Below are 23,583 nucleotides of genomic sequence, written 5' to 3'. Positions count from 1 at the left end.
CAAATTCTAGCACGCCCCCCGTCCCGAGAGCAAGGCGACCGGAGTTTTTATAAGTAGATAAATATCGTAACTAATTGAACGCTTTCTAGAGTAGTACGAATCCATTTTTATACGATCCGGAAAACTAATCCCACTGCGGCCACTCACCTGCCACAGGCCCGTTAAGCCTGGTTTTACGCTTTGAACTTCCTGAATGTGCGGGGCGGTATCCGGATAAATTATTTGCTGGTCCCGCAGTTCAAATGGGTAATAAGCCCGAGGGCCAACTAAACTCATGTTGCCAATCAGAATATTAATAAATTGCGGCAACTCATCGATACTAAATTTACGAATAAAGTTAGCCCCGGGAAGCCATCTAGGATCCGGGTCCAGTTTAAAATTATTCTTTTTATATTTTTCGTATAATTCCGGATTATCGAGCAAGAACTGATGGGCGTTTGGGATCATGGTTCGAAATTTGTACATTCTAAATTCCACCCCGGATTGACCGACTCTTTTGGGGGTATCCGCAAACACCGGACCTTTTGAAGAAACTAATTTTATAAAAATAGCGGTGGCAAGCAGAATTGGAGAGAAAATAATTAACCCAATCACACTACCTAAAATATCTAAAGCTCGTTTTAAAGAGTTATAAAGCATCAAGCTCCCAATCTATCGACTATCGCCTTAAGCGATGTCATAAAAATGTGTTTACTAAATTGTTTTGTGACGACTTCATATGACCGGTCATCTTGATATAGATGATCATCAAAGTTTCTAATGGTATCACTTAAAGCCGCCGCGTTTTGGGGCCAAAAAAACTCCCCCGTTACATTTTCTTTAACAATTTCCAGTGAACCACCGGCCTTAAAGGCAAGAACAGGCTTTTTGTACGCCGCCGCCTCAACTGCCACGATCCCGAAATCTTCCTCTTGGGTAATTATAACAGCTTTGCAATTTGTGTAAGCTGCTGCGAGATCATTGTCGTTGACATGACCTAAAAATAAAATTTGTTGTGTGTTATCTGTTTTTTGCTCCAAACCACCTCTCGCCGACCCCTCCCCTACTATTATTAAATTTCGACCGGTTTTAAGACAAGCTTCAATAGCAACATCGACCCGCTTCCAAGGTGACAATCGACTGACAATCAAGAAATAGTCGGTTGGTAATTTAATATCTGATGACACCGCATTGTTAGTCTCAACAAACGGGTAGAGAACTTCCGAGTCTCTCCTGTATATCTTCTTTACCACCTCTTTCGTTTTTGTTGAAACGGCCAAAAATTTATTAACCCTTTGGGCTGCCACAAAATCCCAGATTCGCAAATAACTTAAGACCGGTGTAAGTATTTTTATTAACCACGGTAGATTTTGAAAGTACTTTTGTGGTTCCCAAAAAGCTCGGCCCGGAGCGTATTTATAACAGATGTGATAAGTAGTTGGTTTGGTAATAACGCCATGAGCGAAACGGGCTGAAGAGGAAATAACGACATCGTAATTCGACAGATTAAATGATTCAAAAGCCAAGGGATATAACAAAAAATAGAACTTATAAAGCTCCTTTTTAAAAGGCAGCCGCTGCATGAACGACGTTCGGAGATGAATATTAAGTTCATTACACTTTTTAACCCAGTCAGACGAGGCAAACGATGTATACAACGGCGCTTCCGGATACATTTCATGCATCGCTAGTACCATTTTTTCGGCCCCACCGAACTGAATTAAATCATCGTGAACTAAGGCAATCTTCATAAACTTTAAGCGTCTCTCCGGCCATTTTGCTCCAGCTAAACCGTTCTATATTCTTCCGACCTTTTTCTACTAACTCTGACCGCAAAACCGGATCAGAAATGATTTTAGAAATTTTAGCGGCCATATCGGAGGCGTCTAAAGGATCGAAATAAAGGGCCGCATCACCACAAATCTCTGGAATCGATGTGGAATTGGATGAGACGACCGGACAACCTATTCCCATTGCCTCAAGTGGCGGCAAACCAAAACCTTCAGACAAAGAGGGAAAAACAAAAGCGACGGCATTTTGATAAAGTTCCGCCAACTCATCATCCTGCAACGGCAAACGAGGGTATTTAGAAATTGGAAAAATAATATCTTGGGCGGTCATGTCGGGATACTTAACATAAACTTCGGCTTGTAAACGTTGTGAGAAATAATCAGATTTTCCTGCTAGCACTAAGTCGCCACTAAAAGTTCCATTTCGACGTAAAGTAACAAAAACTTCAATTAGTCTTTCCAAATTTTTATGTGGGTACATACTACCAACAAACAACAAATATGGCATACCGCTAAACAGCGGATGTCCGCCGTGAATGTTTTTAGTCAGACCTTCGTAAGTAACAATTATTTTAGATTCACTTACAGCGTAAGTTTGTTGTACCACTTGTTTAGTGTAGTTGCTCGGGACTATTACTTTAGACGATCGAGCTACAGCAGTTTTCACTAACCACGAGTAAACGAGACGTTTAAATCGATAATAAGGACGACTTAAAGTCGTCGCCCGCTCTGTCGAAAAATCGTTAATGATTAAGTCATGAATAGTAACGACAATTTTGCCAAAATAAAATATCGGGATATTAAAGTGAGGTATGTGTAATAAGTCTAAATGATAGCGACCAAAGACGAAAGGCAAAACTAGCTGCTCTTTCCAGGAATACCAAGGAATGTCGCAAAGAACTTTGTGGAAATTTTTATTTGTGGGGTTAAAAAAATCAAAGCCTGTCTGGTTTAAAAAGACGAAGTATTCGTGCACCTCGTCTGTTTCAAGCTCTTTAAGCAGACAGGAAATATAGCGCCCAATTCCAGCCGCCCCGTAAAAACGGGCGTCGATGCCAATTCGTTTCTTACTGGTATGGTTCATATTTTATTTTCCCGGCAACCCGTTGATAATTACCCCACGGGTATCCCAGCATTTTAGCGACGTCACCAATAAAAACCATTACCGGAATATATGAAAAAGCGATAGATGTAATTTTAAGCGGTTGTCCGGGAAAATGAATCAAAAAACGATTATAGAATTTAGACATATAACCGGCCGCCCCGATAAAGAATGGCAGTAACCACATTATGGAGTGACTAAAAAGCATTGATAAAATCAAAAGGCCGTTAATATAGGCTAAATAACGAATTAAATGACGGCGCCACCACAATTTCGCGTGCCCGTCGCCCCGGGCATACATAAAATATTGCCTAAAGAATTTTTTTAAGGTTTGGCGAGGTCGCCAATAGGCCTTGGCTTCTGGCACGAAATTAAATTTAAAACCGGCTTTTTTAAGTTTTAAATCAAAGACTAAATCTTCACAAATTGGTAACCACTCCGGGTAACCGCGAACCGCTTCCCAAGCTGATTTATAAAAAGCGACGGAACGGCTGGAGGGCAAAAACTTTTCCGGTTCGATTTCGGAAGCAACCGGAACGGTAACTGCGGCTAACGACTTTTCAAAAGTAGTATCGGCGATGGGCGCAAAAAATCCGGCGGCGACGTCTGTTGGTGAAGTAAATGACGACACTAGTTTTTCCAACCAATCTGGAGCGACACGAGTTCCGGCGTCGGTAGCGGCGATAATGTCACCAGTAGCTGCGGATATAGCTGCGTTACGACCACCGGAAATATTTGACCCGGGTGCAGTAACTATTTTTAATTTAGGCTGTTTTTTAGCGTAAATTTGTAACTTTTCTAAAGTAGTATCAATTGATCCCCCATCGCAAATTACCACTTCGTCAGGAACCAAAGTTTGACTAAATAAAGAGTCTAAAAAATCAAATAAATATTTATCCTCGTTTAAAACGGTTGAGATTATCGAAACTTTCATAACAAAATTCCCAAAAATGGGACCAGCCAATAAAACTCTTCGTTAGCACTATAAAAAATAGCAAATATTAGAAAGGCAATCCAGAGCCCAGCTAGTAATGCTCCGCTAATACCCGGCTTTTTAATTAATTTAATAAACATTAAAATTACTAAAATCGTAAACAGCGCAAGCCCTACAATTCCGGTTTCGGCCAGTTGTTCGCCCCATAAAGTGTGGGATGGAAACTTTGGCATGGAAAGTCCACGAGGATCGAATTGGCTGGCCGGACCGTAAATATCCGATTCTTTCTTAAGACCTGTTGAAAAATTGCCGTAACCAACCCCAAAAACAGGATAACGCAGTCCCAGTTTTACCGACGCTTCCACCATCGCTAAATGAGACTTGGCCGAGGAATCAAATACCCGCTTTACTCTTGATGGCAATAAATTATTTAGAAAATTAAAGGCCCCTTCAAATTGGATTGATTCGGAATTGGAGTTCTGGAGCGTATCTGCGACTTTCGCTGCCGTTTTTGATCCCACCTCTTGATGCAAAATAATGCTAGTCTTCAAAAAATTAGTGGTGTAAATATCGATGACTTTAGAAATCGCCGTTCCGCTAGTAAGCCCTAAACCCAAAGCAACAGCGAAGATAACAAGGACTTTATACTGCCGCCGTAAGGCTAGGATGACCATAGTGACGAGGCCACCAACCAGCAGACCAATTAAGGCGCTGCGAGACGAAGATAATGAGTAAGTTCCAATTGTTAAAAAGGCGCAAATTATAGTCCATAAATATTTCTTTTTGAGTAATAAATATAAAGAAATAATAAAAAAACCACCAACCATAAAAATGCCGTAGTGATTGCTGTCGAGCATTAATCCCGGCACGCGAAAGCCATCGGGAAATTGCCAACCCCACAAATCGAAGCGTTGAATTCCCCAGCCAACAAAGCTGACTGTTTGGTAAATAGCGATAAATACTGAAACGGCTACAGAAAGGTACAAACCGTAAGTCGCTGCTTTAACATTTGAGAACCGATTGAAGAGTACATAAAAAGCAAGTATAGATGCCCAAAAGATCAACATGGGAAGGCCGGAACTATAATTGCCGACTACAAGGACAGTTAGAACCCGCCAAATAAATAATAAAGTTCCGACCAACAAGACGCGGTCTTTTAAAAGCTGCGACCAAATGTACTTTAGGGAATTGGCTTTTTCGCGGTAAATAAAATAACCACCACTAAGAATTAGAAAAATTACTAAAACGATTCGAATCGGGATTAAATTATCAGAGATCAAACTAAACTGCAGCTGATTGGTAACAGAAGTTAAAGCGAAAATTAAAAATATGAGAACGCTAAGTACTTTTTTCATAATTTAGTCTAACGCCGTCACGCCAACCTCTTATCACATCCAAGACGCTATTCAGACTCCGGCCTTTGACGATTATACTAGCAATCCGCCGCGTTAGCAGAGGCGTCAGCGCTAGCCATGACAGAAGACCATGCCAAAATCCCCACTTTCTCATCAGTAGAATTCGGTATTTTTCTAGGTTGTATAAATGAAAAGGTGACAACTCTCCCCCACCAGTCTGCGACACCTTGTGAATCAGAGTACTTTGAGGAATCATATGGAGCTTATAACCGGCTTTTGTAAGTCGCAACGACAAATCGACGTCTTCACCGGTGTGAGTAAAAATCGGATCAAATAGTCCAACGGATTTTAAAGCGGATGACCGAAATAAAACGCAACAACCGGTTAAATAATCACAATCGACAATACTACTATATAGACCATCATCTACTCTTCCTGAGCCGACATTAACTATCTGACCGCGATCCAGGTTCAACTTCCCACCGGCCCACCAAATAGTTTTCCCGTCGCTGCAGTAAATCTTCGGGGAAACCGCCCCAATCTTTAAATCTGACGCTAAAGCTGTAACCAGCGACCCTAAAAAAACTTCGGGGACTACGGTGTCATTATTAATTATTAGCACTGCGTCGGACCCTGCCTCCAAGGCCATCCCCATGCCATAATTAAAACCACCGGCAAAGCCTAAATTTTGCGGTAACGACGCAATCTGAAGATCCGGAAAAGTGGCTTTAAGAATTCGCGGCGAGCCGTCAGTCGAGCCGTTGTCGATGACCAAAAGTGACGCATCCGCCAGATCAGAGTGTCTAATAGAAGTTATTAACTCAACTGTATCGCCAGGGCGATTATAATTTACGGTGACGGCAGTCACTTTCACAAAGCCAATTTTAGCAGAAAAGCAATTAAAAATGATAAACTTAAGCCGCATGAAACTAACTCTGGTTATCCCGGTCTATAACGAAGCCAATCGGGTCGGAAAAGCTATCACGGCTATAAACAACTACAAATCGTCATCTGACGTTACAATTGACGTGATTTTTGTAGATGACGGTTCCACCGATAACACGGTTGCAACTATAAAAAGTCTGTCCTCGACGTTTCCTTATCAAATAATTTCTTACATCCCAAATCAGGGTAAAGGCTACGCTTTAAAACAGGGGATCCTTAAAGCTTCCGGCGATTACATCTTATTTTTAGACGCCGATATGTCAACCCCAATAACGGAGCTCAACCTTTTTCTGCCGGAAATGTGTAAAAACACTTCGATAATTATCGGTAGTCGTAAAACATTGGGAGCGTCTGTTCTAAAGCATCAATCTTTCTGGCGTCAAAAGCTTGGGGAAGGTTTCACTCTCATGTCAAGTATTATTTTAGGTTTGTCGGTAACCGACTTCACTTGTGGGTTTAAAGCGTTTCGTGGCGACGCCGCTAAAAAGATTTTTGGTGTGCAAAGAATTAAACGCTGGGGTTTCGACAGTGAAATCTTATTTCTAGCCCAAAAATTCGGATATGCAGTAAAAGAGATTCCGGTCTCCTGGACTAACGACGAACGCACCAAAGTAAATTTATCTAAAGATGTCTGGCAATCGGCATCTGACCTTATCCATATTCGCTGGAATGATATTTCTGGAAAATATTTAATATGCTAAAAAAGCTAATTTTCGTGAGTGGCTGGGTGTTTCTAGCTCTACCAACAATCTTCAACTTTTTTAAAATCGCAGGCTTTAACTTCCGCTTTTACGATTCTTACCTTACCGGATCCGGCTACAACACTTACTCCGGATTAATAAACGGTTTGTATCTCACCGGCTGCTTTGTTCTTACTACCGCGGCGCAGCCAAAGGAGAAATCCTCCTTCATATCAACCCCTACTTAGGTGGTTTCTACAAGCTGAATCCATTCACGGGAGATCAAGTCATGAACGGCGGCAAAATAATGTACCCACCGCTCTGGCTGGAAATAAATAAAGTCTTTTGGAAAATATCTGAATCTTTTGGTTGGCTTGGTCAAATGTATTTTTACAAATTAATATTTTTACTTTGCCACCTTCTCACCTCGTGGATCATTTATAAAATATCGAAAATATTTAATTCTGAGGGTGGCTTAGCCAAAAGTAATCTACCGCTACTGTATCTTCTCAATCCGTTACTGTTGTTCGAGTTCGCGGTGAATGCCCATTTCGATGCTTTAATGCTCCTCCTGATTGCTGGAGGACTCTACTTAGTTTTTAGAAAAAACACCATCATTGGCCTTTGGCTTATCGCCACTTCGATTTTAATAAAGTACACCGCGATTATCTTCCTGCCTTTTGTAATTGGCTATCTACTTTACCAAGCCTTTGAGAACAAGAAGGTCAAAACAACGTTAATAAAAATAGTTATCGCAGGACTGGCATCCATTGCTTTGGCGGCCATAACTTTTTATCCTTACTGGATCAAAATCGGCCCCCGAATTTTTGATGGTATTAGCCGTCAAAGCGACTGGTTTATCAACAGTGTTTTCGCCACCTTCTACGTTCCAATTATTAGTATTTACAAAGCGATCTTTGGGCACCAAATTTTCTCGGTATCCGCAAAATTTCTCTGGATCAGCTTAATTCTGGTAGGCTTAGCGATTTTTATAAGGTATTGTCTAAAAAAAGCGAGCCATAAAGAACTGGTTACTCCCTTCGTTTGGCTCGGAGCTTCAGGTCTCGCAGTGACACTATTTTTGATATTTGCCCAACGGTCTTTTTGGCCCTGGTACGCTACCTGGGCTTTACTCCCAGTCGCCCTACTAAAAACTAAAGACAAAATCTGGCGGTTAACGACTATTTTTTCCCTAAGTAGTCTGGCCTTTTACATTCCGCTCGCTTTTCTAGGTCAAAACTCCACGAATATTCTAGATACCTGGCAAATACTTTATGGGGTCGTAGTTTTCGCTCCGGTGTTATTTTACTTACGTCAGATATGAAATTTAAGGCTATCTTCCTGTTCGTTGTAATATGTTTTATTCTACTTCTGGTGTATTCACCAATTCTTAATTGGTTTTTTGCCCGCGACGACTTCGGTTTTCTGCCTCATCTACCAACGACGTTCACTAATATTTCCGCTATATTGACGCCGTCAAGATATTGGTTTTTTAGACCACTATCTCAACAATTTTACTTTTGGTTAAATAGCGTCATTTGGGGCCTAAATCCACTGGGTTTTCGATTAGTTGGGATTACGATGCTCGCCTTGAATACGACACTTGTCTACAAATTAATTCGAAGATTCAGTAACAACTACGCGGCACTTTTTGGAGCGATTTTTTATGGCTTAAACACAATTCATCTTTTTGAAATCGGCTGGATCGCCGCTAATTACCAAACTATGTCAACGCTCCTATTTCTGTTGACATTACTACTTGCGACATCTGCCAGAAGCAAATTCAGATTACTAAGTTTCGTCACTCTAATCCTCGCTTTCTTATGTAGTGAGATGTCTATCTTTATTGCGCCAACGATATTTATATACCACACGATTTGTAGTGGCGGCCTGCCTCGCCGGCAGGCGGGCATTTATGACGCTAAACTTACGACAACGATCAGACGAGCTTTTCTAAAAACACTACCTTTTATATTATTAACGATTGCTTATTTAGCTTTTTACTTTTGGTACGTAAAATTACCAGGAGGTAACGTCTACGGCAGATATTTTGACCCAATCTCAATTCTAAAAACACTAGGAAAATATGTTCTCTACCCATTTGTCGCCGGTTTTGACCGAAATAATAGCTTTGGAATCGTCAACCTGTTGCTAGCATCTAAAATACTAATTATCGTGACCACTACGCTTCTCGCATTTAAAAATAAGTTACTAGACAAAAAGATGATACTTTTTGGAGTTAGTTTATTTATAGTCACCGTCAGCATTTTTACACTACTCGGTAACCACACCTTCGCTTATTTAGACGCCATCCCTACGATTGGCATTACGATGATGATCGCAACGGCTTTCAAAGCTTTGACGACAAACAAACGTCTTTTAAAAATAACCTTAGCGACATTTCTCGTCGTGAGTTTTGCAACACTGATGCTTGCCCAAACCACCGACCCCGATCTCAAATGGCTAAACGATCACCAACAAGCTGCTAAGACGTATTTACAATCATTTAAACTACCTGAAAATAATATTGTGAAACTAGATAAAAACGATACCAACCTTATGGAAGCAACTTATTTTGGAAATTCGTTGGAGGTTTGGTATAAAGATCAAATTTTAAAGGTTATCCTCGAAACTGGGCCTGTCGCTTCCAATAATTAAACCGCAGCAAATTCCAAAAATTAACCAGGGCTCCTTCCAAATTTCTTGAGTAATTTTTAAGATACGGTGTATCCCTAATAGTATCTTTTAAAAAACCCAATGTCACTCTGCCTAAATTTGACTTTGGACAAGTTCGAAGCTGTCTCTCAGCCAAATATATTTTCTGAAATCTTGATTTTATTTCTTGAGCTGATTCCAGGTGTGAATGAAATATTTGAGCCCCATCACAGTAAGTAACATTCTTCTCATCAAGTCTGGCTGCCGCGGCCCAAGCCGAATCTTCTGAATACGGTAATTCTAAAAATAAGTGATCTCGGAGGTATGAACCAAGATACAACGCCGCGACGTTCGAGAAAGGTCGATGTGTACTTTGCCAGATTTTAGTCAATCTAATTTTTTCCCAAATTGGAGCATTGGCAAAAGGGATTTCTTTAGCTGAGACAGCGACAGCTTGGGAAGAAGTTAAGCACGTTAATAAGCCCGCTAAAAAAAGGTCAGAAGCCGGTAGTGCGTGAGCGCTTAATGAAAGAATGTAATCGCCTTTGGCCGCAGCAACACCAAGATTTAGAGCCCGACCGTAATTAAAGTCCTTAATCTCAACCACTTTCTTAACTAAGTTACACCGTTTCGCCACCTCTAAAGTATCATCGGTTGACAAATTATCAACGATGATCGCCTCTAACTCCGGAGCATTTTGCTGAGTCTCAAGTGACTCTAAAAGCAACTGAAGAGGAACCGCTTCATTTTTAGTTCTTATGATTATGGATATCAATGATTTCATCTTTTAAAAACCCGAATATTTCTTTCATCTGTATATCTCTTGATTCAGCAATAACACCGGGTTCACTCACCAAATAAGCCGCTTCGTTATCTTTAATATTAGGAAGATAACCGTGCATCCCCAGTTCCGGTGTTTTTGCATTATAATAGTTTGGAAAAATTAAACCCGGACCATCAAGGACCCACATTTCTTCGAAAAATTTATGGTGCAAATAATTAATTTTTAAATCGCGACGTTCTTCTAATGTTAGAATACGACCACCGGAAACGGACGCGAGCCAGTCTAAAACCAAACGCCGTGACCGCTCATTAAAAAACCAAAAACGGGCTCGCGTGGAATCCAGAAAAAATAGTATATCCTGCCCAATTTTTAAGTGTTCCCGCGTACATAAAGTGTCAAGACCTGACCACAAATCTACGTGATATTTAACAGTCACGGCTCCATGATCACCAAAAATAACAAAATTATTTGTAGCGTTCGCAGTGACAAATTGGTTAATAACGGCGTCTACCTCCATAAGTTTTTCGTGGTACTCTTTGCTATCAGGACCAAAGCGGTGCTCCGCATAATCGGTCTCAGAAAAATGCAAAAATACCAAATCTTGATATTTAAAGGCTGTTTGAAATGACGGTAAGACTTCTGATGTTAGAAGATTATGAGTTGGGTACCCTAACCATAACCAGGTTTGTCCAGTTTCTTTTAGTAAATCGAAAATTGTTGGGCTAGCCGTGTATCCCGCTCCATAAGGTAGCTTTTTTTCCGAAAATCCAAAAAAAGGCGCGATAGGTAACGGAACGTTAAAAACCGATCCGTAAGCTCCGGAACCAAAATTGCCCTTATGCCGTTCGTTAACCCGAACCAACCGATCAATGACCCTGCGCCGAAATGTAGCTCCAAAATCCGGACAATACTTTAGAATTTTGGGAAGGCTGTCACCCGGATCCAAGTAAAATTGCTCAGCGATGTTGGAAACTTCAGGATCAAGTCCGGCAATGAAGGCCGGCCTGGTTTGATAAACAAAGGGTTCCCGCAGCGAACCGTATCGGGATTTTTTAGAGAGCTCAAACAGGAACGGGGTGTCCACGGGATTAAGCTTATCCCAACGCCAAGCGTCAATCAGTATTAAAAAGGTTGTCAATGGTTTAGTTGATACCATATTTTTATCAATTCGGCTTGCTTTCTGTAGTCTCTGAATTTAATCATGTTATACAAGTTTAAATCATTTTCGTCACGAGCACTTAATAACTTGGGACGACGACTCTGCCAGGAATTCTTTAAGCATTTTAGAAAATAAAGTGGAGACTGACTACTTTGGAGCCAATTAATCGGTTCCGTTTTAAGATAAAATTGCCGGACTTCTTCCCAATCAGAGTCTGACAGCAGTTTTCCCGAAGATTTAAAATCCAAAGCCTTGGAAACTAAAGTATTTTCACCAAAGGCGGACGATTTTTCCAAGTATGTTACTTTATACCTATGACTGTTAATTAAAGTCACGTCAACTAAACAAAAAATCACCTTGGACAGCTGATTAGATTTATAAAAAATTTCGAAACGTTTATCCGATTTTTCAAGGCGGGCTTCTAAAAATGACACGAGACGGTTCCTCCAAGTTATGAGAGCACTCTCAGTTGTCACCTCGTTACTTTGCCAATTTGGAAGCTGATTTCGAATGTCCAACCCACACAGTAGTTGTGAGCCATACTTAAAATCAAAGTTGAACTGAGTAGGAGCTAGTATTTTTAAGTCCGACTTAATAATATAATTGATATCTGTGCTCGGGAGTTTAATTGGACTCACCGATGATTTCAAAACAACCACTAAATCCAAGTCGTTTAGAAACCCTCCTGTTTCTTCATTAAGAATTCCCTCACCACGTCCGTAGCCCCCAACTAAATATATTGCCTCGATTTTTTCCGGAAATTTAGCCCGCAACGCGGATACTATAGCCTCTATTTGAGCCTGCAGCACTTTTTCCTCAGTTGTTGCTTTAATTGTGTACACACCCATCGCTCTGCTTATTGTACAATACTTATGGTATGATCTCCGCCTGTTTAGTTATTTATAATGAAGAGACATTACTTCCTAGGTGTCTGGAAAGCTTGCAAGGAGTCATAGATGAGATTGTTATTGTTCATGATGGGCCATGTTCTGATAAAAGCATTCAGATTGCCAAAACTTACGGGGCGAAAATCTTCATAAAAGAACACGTCGGAGAAGCCGAATATCACCGTCCTTTCTGTTTTTCGGAAGCGCATGGCGACTGGATATTACATATAGATGCCGATGAGTATCTTTCTGGGGACTTAAGGCAATCCATTCCGGAGCTTATCACAAATGATAAAATTGACAGTTTTGCCTTTGGCTGGCCTATTACCGTAAACGGTCACTATGTTGAAAACGGGTATTTCTCCAAAGAGCCGAGGCCCTCACTGTTTCGAACATCTAAAATGTACATGCTGGGACTCACTCATGAACATCCCAGAACCTACGGAGTGACGACGATCAGAAACGATTTGCTCCTGGAACATCGACCTCTGGAGTCTCGTAGTGGTTACAGCTTTAAAAATTTTTGGGGCGAAGGTTTTAAACGGGCTAAGTTGCGAGCCTGCCAATTAAGAACTCTCTCTAGACTGCCAGAATTTAATATCACCGACCCTAAAACCAACCCAACGTTTAAATACTACCAACAGCGGTTAAATTGGAAATTATTTTATTTGTTTTATGATCCGCTGCGACTGCTCTCCTCTTATGTTATGAAGGGCGTTTTTTTCGCAGGTAATGATTCTGCCAGAATCGCACTATATCGTCTGGGAATGACTATTCTAAATTATTATTGTTTGTTCAGATGAGATTAGCTTCTAAAATCAGTGCCACCCAAATAAAAAATTACTTGGTGCCCCTACTCCTTATTACGATAGGCGCGCTTTTTCGATTCGTTAATTTCGAATCTAAAGTAGTTTTTTATGGTGACCATGCCCGAGATCTGTTAACTACATTAAAAATTGTTAAATTAGGGGAAATTGTTTGGCATGGTCCAGCCGCCTCAGTCACCTGGAACCTCCTGAGTCCTATTTATTACTATCTTCTTCTACCTTTTTATTTAATCGGTAATTGGCACCCCTTAACCCAACCTGTCGTTACCGACCTATTAAGTCTTTTCACAATAATTCTTCTCTACAGCTGCCTTAAAAACCTTTGGGGTTTTAAAGCCGGTCTTTTCGGGAGTCTGCTGTATGCGGTTAGCTATTTCGTAATTTACGATAATTCGATCGGCCTTAATCCAGGATTCGTTCCTCCGGCGACAGTGCTGCTGGTATGGTCGTTTGTCAAAGTTTTACAAGGTCGAGATAAGTACCTGTGGTTATCGGCTTTGGCTCTCGGTTGGACGATTAGTTTTCACGCCAGCAGTTTTTTCATTATTCCACCCCTACTAATACTTATGGTCATTATTAGACCAAAAATATCCAGATCAAACTGGATTAAAGCCGGTCTGGTATTTTTTTGCCTGGCAATTATTCCTTACGGAATTCAGGAAAAAAAGTTCGCCGGCTATAACATTACTACCGTCTACAATTATTTCTTTTCGCGTGACAAAACCGCGAAAGCATTGGCGGAAACCGTACCACTAGTGACGAGTTTAAAAAACTACGCCACGGTGATTCTAAAAACTCCCGGCGACGTCTTGACTCCAAATATCTACCCATTGACTCTGGTGGTTTCCGTAGTCTTTTGGCTAACCCTAATTTACGTTATTCTGATCAAAAGAAAACAGGCTGATTTGTCTTTTCAAAGAGCGGCCGTGATTTTTTTGCTGTATCTGCTTTTCTTTGGCCTGCTAGTCCGCTTCGGCACCGCCGAGCGCCCTAATTGGTGGTTTAGCAACATTATTTTCCCAATACTAGTAATGGTCGTCGCCTACTTTGTAACACTTCTAAAAAACCGTTTTTTATTTATGGCAATTTTGCTAATAGTGTCACTAGTCAATCTCGTGTATCTAAACCGACAAACCAACGATTACAGTTTTGTGCGATATCGGGACGAAAAAGAAATCGCACTAACACTGCTAGTCGATGCCAAAGAACAGAACTTTGATTTTCAATTTTTTCGCGGCGATCATCTGGAAAGTGGTGCCCTACCGCCGTTCATTACTTTGTTTTGGTATTATGACAAACCACAGTTTCAGGACCGATTTTTTCGCTGGTTAAATTGGAACAAAGTGCCATCCAAAGATTTAGCCTACTTACTTTTTGAAAACTCCAGTCCGGGTTTTACTCGGGAGCAAATTCTCAACTACCAAAAAAACATGGCTGACATTAATGAGAAACTGTTTATAAAAACAAAATATTATGAAATTTACAAAATTAGCAAAATTTAGTCTCTTCCTTCTAACGCTTGCTGTAGTAATTATTGGGCTGCTACGCTTCACTAATTTAAGCGCCGATCCGGTAAATATTTCTATACTTCACAATGAGGACGAAGGAAATTATTCATATAACGCCCGAAACTTAACCCTCAATAATAAACTTATCGTTGATGGTGTTAACTTTTTTTTCGTTTCTCCTCTTTGGACGATTCTTCAGTACCCTTTTGTGAAAGTTGTCGGAGTCACCTTTAGTGCTTTTAGACTTCCGGCCGCTCTAAGTAGCATTATTTTAATTATTGCCATTATTTTTTTCGTCAAAAAGGTAACCAATAAGGTTATCTTTGGCCTCATCGCAGGTCTATTAACAGCCAGTAACTTCTTACTATTAATTCATAGTCGCATTGCCATGCCGGAAACAACTGTCGTCCTCCTAAGCACTTTAGGGTTAATGGCTTGGTATCAAACCCTTAAAAAATATCCTCAAATAAATCTAAAATGGAGCCTAACTACCGGAATTTTTTGGTCATTGGGGTACCTGGCCAAAGGCAATGGTATTTATCTAGGTATAACCATGTTCCTGGCAGTATTCTTAATTATGTTGATCAAGCGTCAACTTCCTAGTATAAAAGAGCTTCCGAAATTATTTTGCCCATTTTTAATATTCGCGGTAGTATATTTTACGACAACCATAATTTTTAAAACAACATTTCCGTTTGAATCATCTGTAGCCTCATTAGAGCTTACCGACAAATATCGGCCCTTACTTCGCTCTCAAGTACTAAACCCAGCTTTCTGGCTTGCTTCCTTGAGTGGCACTCTCCAAGGCGGCGAAGCTACGGTCTGGCGATTACTGCCGTTTTTAGCAATCGGTTCACTGCTCTTTATGGTCGGTACAATCGTAAAAATTGTCAGACGACAAGCTGATGTTTTAGACGCTAGTATTTTGGCTTTCCTTGTCGGAAGCCTCTTCTGGTTTAACCTGATTACTTACAAACCGGCAAGGTATTTCTTATTGGTGGTACCGGCTTTGATTGTTAGTAATGTTTTGTTAATTAGAAATCAAGGTTTGGTGAAATACTTGGGGTTAATCCTAATAATCGCCACTTTATTTCTAGACTGCGTACTCGGTATTAAATACGTTTACACACATCAAACATTCGAGGATGTTCAGGTCGCTTCGAAACTTGGTATGGTCTTGAATTCCGAGCTATCGACCGGCAAATCTGAGGGTGTCTGGATGCTTGATAATCCATACCCCGTTGAAAATATATATTTCCTGGGTCAAACCGATGTAACGTCACAAGAAAAAGCGGTCGCTATCATTAATTATTTTAACCGCTATCGCTGGCCAAGTTATATAGTGACCAAAACTACCAGTCTTCCTGATTGGATCAATAAATTGACCACCAAAAAAAGCGTATTGAAAACTAGACTCAACTTGGTAATTAATCACCACCTAGAGACGCTACTCATATTCAACTTTAGTAACGGGAGCCCCGCAAAAGGAGCTTTAATTCAGACTTGACTCGGGGGTAGGTTTGATATTTTAGAACTTCCCATAAATCAGCTTTACAAAAGTCCTGCCGCAAACGACGACGGTATTCTTCTCGATAGCTGGTTATATGCGTTTGCGATGGAAAATAATTATAATTTTGATTAACCGATAAAATATTTACGAGGTTTTTAGTGGTCTTTAGTGAATCAAAGTCCCGACGTACCTTTTCCCGACCAGCCTGACCAATTCTTTTAGACAAACCTGGATTTTTTAAAAGAGCTGCAGCAGCGGCTGCGAAAGACTTCGGAGTGCTTGCTATATATCCAGTTACACCAAATTCGACTAGCTCCAACTGAGCGTTATCGACTCCGGGCGTGGAGTTGACTACAACAGGTTTTTCCCAAACCATGGCTTCGGCAAGGGAGTGTCCAAAAGATTCGCCAATTTTGGAGGTGTGTACAAAGATATCAAGCAGTTGGTAATAAGCCGCTTGTTCCGCCTCGTCAATTGTTTCCGGACAAAAAATGAAATGGTCAGCGTAAGGTGTGCGTTTCAAATCTTCGATAACCACCTCCGGAGCCGCCTGCAGAATAAACTTAACATTCGGAACTTCTTTTAGTAGTAACGGAAACATGTCGGTGACTAAGTAACTCCATTTTTCCAGCGCCGCCCGCGCCCCAACCTTTCCTATTACTAAATCTCCATCATTAATCCCCAGTTCCCGCTTTTTTTGGAGGATTTCATTTTCGGATAGCCTAAATTTTTCAAAGTAGACAATGTCAACCGGGTAATAAAGTACCCGGTATTTCGGCCAAAAGTTTTTTCGTCTTGACCAAGGTAGCTCTGGTAAATACCGCTCGTTCAACATCATTTGACTGGTCATTAAGTGGTAATCAATTAAATCAACCGTCGCTGAATCGTACTCGCCAAAAATATTCGTTTCGGCAATCACTGGTGCCGGTCGGTTGAGAAGTAATTCCAGCCAATGAGCCTCATAGGCCCCCCGACGGTGAATATGAATAGCATCAAATTTTTCAGATCTTAGAAAATTTTTAACAGCTTGGATATCGCCATTAAATATTCTGACCGGAAAGCCTTCGTCAACCAACTCATCAGCCCGCTTACCACCGGTAAAAACTCCGACCACATGGACGTCGTGACCGAGTTCCTCAAGGTATCGGCAAAAAGTCTGAATCGTCCGAGCAGTCCCTCCCACTCCCAAGCCATTGCTAATTTCTAGTATTTTTAACTTAGCCATTTTTTAATTCGCCACGGTAGATATGAAGAAAATAAGTTTTTCCAGGAATCAAGTAAAGAGAGTCTTCTTGGCGAAGTGACGTCCTTAAGTGCCGGCTGACTAAAAACCACGGGAAATTCGACTCCAGGTGGTAGTTTTTTCCCGTGCCTCAAAAATCCCAATGCATAAGTGTTTACTGGCCGCCGCCCGTGTCCCAGGTTGATGTCGTTATCCTTAGATGACCGGGGCAAAATTCCGCAGTGCCAAAAATAATTATCGGAAACGACACTGTGCTCTTCGGTAACGACTTTACCACCATCCTCATAAACCAACGCATCGTGATCGTAATCGCCCACCCAATGAATCCCGTTTATCCGCCTCAAAAAACGCGGAAAGTAAAAACCGATCAGTCCCCAATTGTAATGATACTGCCCCCAAGTTGAATGGTGGAAAATATCACCGGCGCACAGAAAATTCTTGGAAAGGATACAACTCTTTTCTGGTGACAAACCTTTGAGATTATTAATTGTATGGCGTAGTTGACCTTCTGGCCATACCTCGTCCCCATCCAGTATCATAAACCAGTCGGTCGCAGTACTGGCAATCATTTCGTTTCGAAGCTCTGTGTGACGCGCGATATCAACCGGACCGCGCTCCGCGAATTCTATTTTAGGAGAGTTAATTGATTTAATAATATCGACAGTTTTGTCAGTCGAGCCAGTATCCCAAACTAAAACCTTGTCGACAAAAGGCAACACTGAAGAAAGAGCGTACCAGATAAAATTTTCTTCATTTTTTACTAAACAGTGCGCGGTAATAGTCACATCCTCAGTATACCAAGCTTTGCTATAATTTCGTCTATGCGAAACTTACCAAGATTTCTAAGAACTCATTGGCCGCTGATTTTAGCAATAACGGTAACTATTTCTACCTTATATATTTATTGGGAAGCTAAACCAACCACGGCTGATTGTTACGACTGCGACGAATATCAAAACCTGGCCGATTTTATCTCTCGTGATACTAAAAATATTATCAGCGACTATCGCCCACCACTTTACCCTATCTTTTTGATTTTAAACGGCCTTAGCGTTCCAAACTCTTCGGGAAGTTTGACGCTATTTATATCTCAAAGCTTGATTCTGCTTCTAACTCTCTGTTTGTTTTGGAATTTAATCGTAAAGCTAAAAATGCCGACTCGTATCAACTGGATACCAATAATTCTTTTGGCAATCACTCCCGCTTTTTACTCTTTCACTAAATTTAAGATGACCGAAGTTGTGAATTTATTTCTTCTTGCACTTCTTGTTACTGTCGCGCTTAAACTAAAGTATAAGTTGACTTTAAGGGGAATTCTCGCCTTTGTGATAATCATAGCCACCGCAACCTTTACTCGATTCGCCAATTGCTACTTGGGAATTTTAATCTTGCTTCTCATTGCCGCTTCTCACGGGCGCGAGCTATTTCGAAAGAGAAACATCGTGCTCATTGCGCTGGCCGTCTTCCTTGTGGTAGTACCTCAAGTAATATACTCGTCTCTAAATTATCATCGAAATTATTACTTTGGGCTTTCCGGTGAAACCGGTGTTAATCTGATCGGAAAGTTAGTCCAGTACAACCTCGTGCCCCAAGCCGACCCTGAGTTTCCCACTATTACGAAAAAACTCGCGGAATGTAAAGGCACCAGAAGAACAATCGATGTTTTTACATGCATTTGGGATTTCTTACCTAAGAACAGTTTTGTGTCAAAGTACTCGGTGGATAATCAGTTTGTGGACGCCTTTGATCGTAAATATATCTTGAGGAATCTGCCTAGCTATATCGCTTCGTCAATACCCGTCGTTGTTGAGGCAATGGGCAAACCAGCGAATAGTTATTTAGTTCTTTCGGAAACCACTAGTCCGCTGTTTGAGCTGGAGAAGAAAATTGCCAGCATTTACCATAAAATCCTACTAGTCTGGCTAATTACCGGTTTTCCATTATTTTTTATTTGTTACCGAAAATTATTCTTAAAAGAAATTGAGCTGCTTTTATTTATTGTGGTTTCTTCTTACTATGTCGCAATTACCGGATTGGCGGCGATTAACGATTATCAACGAATCGTGATGCCGGCAATCCCTTTTTTAGATATACTACTTGTATATAGTATGTACCATCTCGCTCGCTTGTTTTTAAAGAAAAATTACTATGTTAGTAAAACTTAAAATCTGGGTTCCAGTCTTCCTACTTGTGATAATTATTGCCGGTGGAACCACCCTTAGAATTTACGGTTTACCGAGCATTCCTCGGTTTCCACTTGGAGACTCCGCATATTACGCTGTCCAGGCACTAAGCCTTATTACTCACCCCCGTATTCAGTTCTTTTTTCCGGAACACACCGGAGTAGAACCACTTTTTATGTACCTGCTCGCCAGCTTCTTTTTAATATTAGGTAAATCTTTTATGACTATGAAAATTTTAGTTGCTCTTATTAATATCGTTGGTATCGGTCTTTTTTTCCTGCTCCTTCGTGAAATATTTGGGAAAGAACGGCATCTACCAATTATAGTTGGAACCCTTCTGTACTGTGTCTCTTACTGGGTTCTTTATATTAACCGGCTGCCCTTTCGAGTAAATTTACTGATTCCATTTGAAGTATTGTCTATCCTTCTAGCCTTACGGGCTATTCGACTCCAACGATTTCGCGACACAGTACTAGCAGGATTGTCTTTCGGACTAGGATTTTATACTTATACCTCTTTTAAGGTGAATCTTTTACCTATGCTCGCTCTTTTCGGAGGCGCCTTTATTAGTCGGGGCAATTCTAAAAATCGTAAGGAAACTTTAAAGCACGCGATGATTTACACTTTAGTCACTTTCCTAGTAGCACTTCCTCTGATAATTTTCCTTTTGGGCAATACCACCGACTTCATGTTTAGAGTTAATCAACTCTCAGTTTTTTCCAGACATGCCCACCCCTATCGTGTCCTGATCGAAAACACGTGGCGCTACACTCAGTTGATTTTTGTAGAAGGCTTCTCCTATAACTTCTTTAACCAATTAATCGCGAGTATTGGCCTTCTCGCGGTTGTTAGTTGTTTTCTTATAAAATTAAACCGCGGTCAAAAAAACGTTACTACGGAGCTATTAATATTAAGTGGCTTTGTGGCCTTCGGGGTAATCGCGATTCTTATTTTTGATTTCTCAACATATAATGGTTACTATGAATCTTTGGAAATCGGAGGCTTGGCGGTTTTTAAAATCCTCTCCCAAGTTTATTTAATAAATCTAATCGTCGGAAGACTAAAGAACAAACGAGCGCTTCTCGCACTAGGTGCGATTATCCTCCTAGCAACGGCCTGTTTTGAGCTTTATCGAGACATAAAACTTCTAAATGAAATATATAATGATAAAACCGCCGCTGTTAAACACGACTCGGCATTAACGGTTCTTGACCTCGCCCAAAAAGCGGACCAGGTATATTACTTCGATTATGGCTACTTTGACGCCTTTGATGTCCGAGTTCAGCCAATTATTGATTTTAACCGGCAGATATTAAATTTGCCAAATAACATTATTTACATTAGAAAAAGTGAGTGGGGAAAGAGTTTACGACACCTTAACTGCGAGGAAAAGAGGTGCTTAGCAATTTTACCGCAATCTGAACAAGTCCTTCCCGGAGTCGATTTGAAAAAAGATAGTCAGACGATCATCAATCTTTTAATAAACGGCTACGGTGGTAAGATTAGTAATCTGATTTCCGGACCAAACAACTATATAATATGGACAAATTAAACAATGCCAACAACTGGAAAGAGTATTATCCTGATTTTCAGGATGAGTGGTGTAACAACTTCTTAATAAAACTTGCTTTAGACCCAGGGCATAGATTTATAGCTCACGAAGGTCGAGATATTAGTGGCCAAATACTTGATATCGGTTGTGGAAACGGTTACCATGCCCACTTTGAAAGAATTGACGCCTCAAGAAACTACATTGCTTTGGATATTGATGAACAAAAAACTATCAAAATATCGAAACCATATATTCAAAAGGTTGTCGCGGATTGCTGTAAAACACCTTTTCAAGACCGTTCGATTGATTTAATTATTGCTTCTCATATTCTTGAGCACCTCCCCAATCTACCAAAAGCCCTAGAGGAATTTAATAGAATTTTAAAAACAAACGGTAAGCTGATTGTTGTCATACCTTGTGACCCAGGCTGGTTATGGAAATTTCTTACTAGCTTTACCCCAAGTCGCATCATACTTAAAAAAAGAGGTGTTAATTATGATGAAATGATGAAAACTGAACATATTAATTCATTTAATAATTGTTTAGAAACAATAAAGAAATACTTTACGATTAAAAAAATTAGATACTTACCGCTATATATCCATAACTATAATTTAAATATATTATGTGGTTTGGTACTATCACCAAAAGATGATATTAATTAAAAGGAACCATTTATACATTATTGTAATCGGTGTGATTTTTTTAACGGCACTGATTTTACGCTTTTGGCAGCTCCCCCAGAGAGTTATTTTTACCGAGGATCACGCCTGGCTGGCAACCATCGCTTACAAAAACATCATTTATCACGAACCGCTGCTGATGGGTTCCAGCATTGGCGGAGTTTGGGCGACTTTCCCCCCTACTTACGCTTATTTAACGACCTTTCTCCTCAAGATCACCAACTTCGACTACTATATTCTGCATAATTTGACGGCGACGGCTAACGTTCTCGCGATAGTCCTCATGATTGTTTGTTTGCCTCGTTTGCTGGGTCGGAAAGCGGCCATCCTCACCGTCTTTCTATACAGTCTATCTTTTTTTGTGGTCTCGGGGGCTATTGTCGGCCTTAATCCGGGAGCGATTCCTCCACTGACAGTGATTCTTGTAATCACCACGATCCTGTATTTTCGTGACAAAAAACTCTGGGCTCTTCCTATAGCAGTAGCTACGATTTCACTAATGACTCACTTGCATGTCACCCCGTTTTTTCTCATACCTGGTTTAATACTGTTACCAATTCTCTACTTACGAGATCTGAGGCTTAAGAATTTGATTGTCATCGCTTTATCGGGACTGATTTTCTTGTATCTGGGGGTCCGGCCGCATTATTTGGAAAATAAAGCTTTCGGTGGCCAAAACGTTGTCAAAGTTGTGAACGCTATCAAGGAAGGGGGCAGTGGCAACGCTATTAATAAATTCCAGAGCCTATTAAATTTTGGCGTAAGCCTTACGAGAATTAATGGAGATTTACTTTTCCCGGACCCACGCGGCTGGCAAGACCAAAGCCCGACCAGCCCGCCGGTTGCGGCTCTAGGAATGCTTCTGACCTTGGGAGCGATCGCCTGGTCTCTAAGGAACTTACTTATCAGCCTCAAAAAACCTTCCGCCAACGCGATTGTGGCTATTCTCTTTCTGAGTTATCTAATCTTTCAGGCCTTAATTCCCAGCTATGGGAGTGCCAGCGGTAAGCCTTTTCGGTGGCTTGACTCGGTCTATTTTCCGTTATTCTTCTTAACGCTTAGCGACCTACTACTATTTGTATTTAGCCTAATTAAAATCCCCAAGATTAAAGTGCTGCTCGGCATTATTGCCATCAGCGCTTTTATTATCACTAATCTGGTTAAGTGGTCGACTGACGCTCAGATTGAGAATCGTATGAAATTAATGACGATTAAGAAACTGGTCGCGCTAACTATCCCCAATATCACCAAAGATGATAAATATAATTTTATTCATATTGGTAGCGTTAATTCCAACCCCACCTGGCCTTTCTCTTTTGTCCTTTGGAAAGAAACCGGGCAATCCAAATTTCTGCGGTTGCTCCTATGGAACGTAGGACCGAACAAAAATGAGCCGTTTTACATTTTCGTGAGTCACAACGAACCCGCAGGACAGCTGGAAAACAGCGAAAAGGTCGCCAGGAGTTTTCAAGACCGACCACAAGTACTAAACTTGGGAGAAGTCGAGGATTATTTTGTGGAAAAGATTTATGACAGAAAATAGTTCCAGTCCAAAAGTCTCAGTTATAATCCCAGCCTATCACGAAGAGACGAAAATTACGACCGGTCTCCATGATTTGTTTGAAACCCTAGATTTCCTGCAACTGGATCACGAGGTCATAGTAATCGTTGACGGTGACCCTAAAACTGAGGCCGCTGTTTCCAAATACAAAAATCCCCACCTAAAAATCCTCAGCTATACTAAAAATCGCGGCAAGGGATACGCACTTTGTCATGGTGTTAAGGCAGCGACCGGGGAAGTGGTGAT

At 40.8% G+C, this 23,583-nt stretch carries 23 protein-coding genes; 12 read left to right on the top strand and 11 right to left on the bottom strand.

Features of this window, described 5'->3' with window-relative positions; translation table 11 throughout:
* Window positions 1-6 precede the first annotated feature (6 nt).
* From NT141_03130 to NT141_03105, 6 genes are read right to left on the bottom strand one after another with little or no spacing between them, the layout of a single operon-like run.
* A complete protein-coding gene (locus NT141_03130; protein ID MCX6784037.1) occupies window positions 7-639 on the bottom strand; it encodes a sugar transferase in 633 nt (210 codons plus the stop codon).
* Window positions 639-1,730, bottom strand: coding sequence for a glycosyltransferase (locus NT141_03125; protein MCX6784036.1), 1,092 nt, complete (start codon window positions 1,728-1,730; stop codon window positions 639-641). The genes NT141_03130 and NT141_03125 overlap by 1 nt, the downstream gene beginning before the upstream one ends.
* Window positions 1,705-2,853: a glycosyltransferase family 1 protein gene (locus tag NT141_03120; protein ID MCX6784035.1), complete on the bottom strand. Its 1,149-nt coding sequence runs from the start codon at window positions 2,851-2,853 to the stop codon at window positions 1,705-1,707. The genes NT141_03125 and NT141_03120 overlap by 26 nt, the downstream gene beginning before the upstream one ends.
* Complete coding sequence (locus NT141_03115) at window positions 2,837-3,805, bottom strand: glycosyltransferase (protein ID MCX6784034.1); 969 nt, start codon at window positions 3,803-3,805, stop codon at window positions 2,837-2,839. Before NT141_03115 ends, NT141_03120 begins: the two co-directional genes overlap by 17 nt.
* Window positions 3,802-5,160, bottom strand: coding sequence for an O-antigen ligase family protein (locus tag NT141_03110; GenBank protein MCX6784033.1), 1,359 nt, complete (start codon window positions 5,158-5,160; stop codon window positions 3,802-3,804). Before NT141_03110 ends, NT141_03115 begins: the two co-directional genes overlap by 4 nt.
* Window positions 5,144-6,085 carry a glycosyltransferase family 2 protein gene (locus tag NT141_03105; GenBank protein MCX6784032.1) on the bottom strand — a complete coding sequence of 314 codons (942 nt, stop codon included), beginning with the start codon at window positions 6,083-6,085 and terminating at the stop codon, window positions 5,144-5,146. The genes NT141_03110 and NT141_03105 overlap by 17 nt, the downstream gene beginning before the upstream one ends.
* Here NT141_03105 and NT141_03100 point away from each other — a divergent pair.
* From NT141_03100 to NT141_03085, 4 genes are read left to right on the top strand one after another with little or no spacing between them, the layout of a single operon-like run.
* Window positions 6,084-6,806, top strand: coding sequence for a glycosyltransferase family 2 protein (locus NT141_03100; GenBank protein ID MCX6784031.1), 723 nt, complete (start codon window positions 6,084-6,086; stop codon window positions 6,804-6,806). The genes NT141_03105 and NT141_03100 overlap by 2 nt on opposite strands.
* Entirely contained in the window at window positions 6,800-7,033 is a 234-nt protein-coding gene (locus tag NT141_03095; protein ID MCX6784030.1) for a hypothetical protein, read from the top strand. The genes NT141_03100 and NT141_03095 overlap by 7 nt, the downstream gene beginning before the upstream one ends.
* A 41-nt stretch (window positions 7,034-7,074) precedes the next feature.
* Window positions 7,075-8,109, top strand: coding sequence for a hypothetical protein (locus tag NT141_03090; protein MCX6784029.1), 1,035 nt, complete (start codon window positions 7,075-7,077; stop codon window positions 8,107-8,109).
* Window positions 8,106-9,443: a hypothetical protein gene (locus NT141_03085; protein MCX6784028.1), complete on the top strand. Its 1,338-nt coding sequence runs from the start codon at window positions 8,106-8,108 to the stop codon at window positions 9,441-9,443. Before NT141_03090 ends, NT141_03085 begins: the two co-directional genes overlap by 4 nt.
* Here NT141_03085 and NT141_03080 read toward each other — a convergent pair.
* Genes NT141_03080 through NT141_03070 form a run of 3 tightly spaced genes read right to left on the bottom strand, consistent with a single transcriptional unit; the run spans window position 9,406 to window position 12,231 of the window.
* Window positions 9,406-10,224, bottom strand: a complete 819-nt coding sequence (locus tag NT141_03080; GenBank protein ID MCX6784027.1) for a glycosyltransferase — start codon at window positions 10,222-10,224, stop codon at window positions 9,406-9,408. The genes NT141_03085 and NT141_03080 overlap by 38 nt on opposite strands.
* Window positions 10,190-11,380 carry an alkaline phosphatase family protein gene (locus NT141_03075; protein ID MCX6784026.1) on the bottom strand — a complete coding sequence of 397 codons (1,191 nt, stop codon included), beginning with the start codon at window positions 11,378-11,380 and terminating at the stop codon, window positions 10,190-10,192. Before NT141_03075 ends, NT141_03080 begins: the two co-directional genes overlap by 35 nt.
* Complete coding sequence (locus NT141_03070; protein ID MCX6784025.1) at window positions 11,359-12,231, bottom strand: hypothetical protein; 873 nt, start codon at window positions 12,229-12,231, stop codon at window positions 11,359-11,361. The genes NT141_03075 and NT141_03070 overlap by 22 nt, the downstream gene beginning before the upstream one ends.
* Window positions 12,232-12,260: 29 nt before the next feature.
* Between NT141_03070 and NT141_03065 the strand changes: the two genes are divergently transcribed.
* Genes NT141_03065 through NT141_03055 form a run of 3 tightly spaced genes read left to right on the top strand, consistent with a single transcriptional unit; the run spans window position 12,261 to window position 16,112 of the window.
* The gene (locus NT141_03065; GenBank protein ID MCX6784024.1) at window positions 12,261-13,073 is read left to right on the top strand and encodes a glycosyltransferase; all 813 of its coding nucleotides are present in this window, start codon (window positions 12,261-12,263) and stop codon (window positions 13,071-13,073) included.
* Window positions 13,070-14,599, top strand: coding sequence for a glycosyltransferase family 39 protein (locus NT141_03060; GenBank protein ID MCX6784023.1), 1,530 nt, complete (start codon window positions 13,070-13,072; stop codon window positions 14,597-14,599). The genes NT141_03065 and NT141_03060 overlap by 4 nt, the downstream gene beginning before the upstream one ends.
* Window positions 14,571-16,112, top strand: a complete 1,542-nt coding sequence (locus tag NT141_03055; GenBank protein ID MCX6784022.1) for a glycosyltransferase family 39 protein — start codon at window positions 14,571-14,573, stop codon at window positions 16,110-16,112. The genes NT141_03060 and NT141_03055 overlap by 29 nt, the downstream gene beginning before the upstream one ends.
* On the opposite strand, the gene NT141_03050 is transcribed toward NT141_03055, so the two are convergent.
* Both NT141_03050 and NT141_03045 read right to left on the bottom strand, forming a co-directional pair.
* A complete protein-coding gene (locus NT141_03050) occupies window positions 16,069-17,340 on the bottom strand; it encodes a glycosyltransferase family 4 protein (GenBank protein ID MCX6784021.1) in 1,272 nt (423 codons plus the stop codon). The two genes, NT141_03055 and NT141_03050, sit on opposite strands and share 44 nt — an antisense overlap.
* Window positions 17,328-18,143 carry a glycosyltransferase gene (locus tag NT141_03045; protein ID MCX6784020.1) on the bottom strand — a complete coding sequence of 272 codons (816 nt, stop codon included), beginning with the start codon at window positions 18,141-18,143 and terminating at the stop codon, window positions 17,328-17,330. Before NT141_03045 ends, NT141_03050 begins: the two co-directional genes overlap by 13 nt.
* 36 nt (window positions 18,144-18,179) lie before the next feature.
* Here NT141_03045 and NT141_03040 point away from each other — a divergent pair, with 36 nt between their 5' ends.
* The 5 genes from NT141_03040 to NT141_03020 form a co-directional block, all read left to right on the top strand.
* Entirely contained in the window at window positions 18,180-19,523 is a 1,344-nt protein-coding gene (locus NT141_03040) for a glycosyltransferase family 39 protein (GenBank protein ID MCX6784019.1), read from the top strand.
* Window positions 19,507-21,093 (top strand): glycosyltransferase family 39 protein, encoded by a 1,587-nt coding sequence (locus NT141_03035; GenBank protein MCX6784018.1) that lies wholly within the window; start codon window positions 19,507-19,509, stop codon window positions 21,091-21,093. Before NT141_03040 ends, NT141_03035 begins: the two co-directional genes overlap by 17 nt.
* Window positions 21,081-21,758 (top strand): class I SAM-dependent methyltransferase, encoded by a 678-nt coding sequence (locus tag NT141_03030; GenBank protein MCX6784017.1) that lies wholly within the window; start codon window positions 21,081-21,083, stop codon window positions 21,756-21,758. The genes NT141_03035 and NT141_03030 overlap by 13 nt, the downstream gene beginning before the upstream one ends.
* Before the next feature lie 31 nt (window positions 21,759-21,789).
* Window positions 21,790-23,319 (top strand): hypothetical protein, encoded by a 1,530-nt coding sequence (locus NT141_03025; protein ID MCX6784016.1) that lies wholly within the window; start codon window positions 21,790-21,792, stop codon window positions 23,317-23,319.
* On the top strand, window positions 23,306-23,583 hold a 278-nt coding region (locus tag NT141_03020), incomplete at its 3' end, for a glycosyltransferase (protein ID MCX6784015.1). The genes NT141_03025 and NT141_03020, both read left to right, overlap by 14 nt.

The sequence above is a fragment of the candidate division WWE3 bacterium genome, assembly GCA_026396615.1.
Lineage (GTDB): Bacteria > Patescibacteriota > WWE3 > JAPLWK01 > JAPLWK01 > JAPLWK01.
The sequence above is the reverse complement of the archived record's forward strand: the minus strand, read 5'-3'. Positions and strand labels throughout refer to the sequence as shown.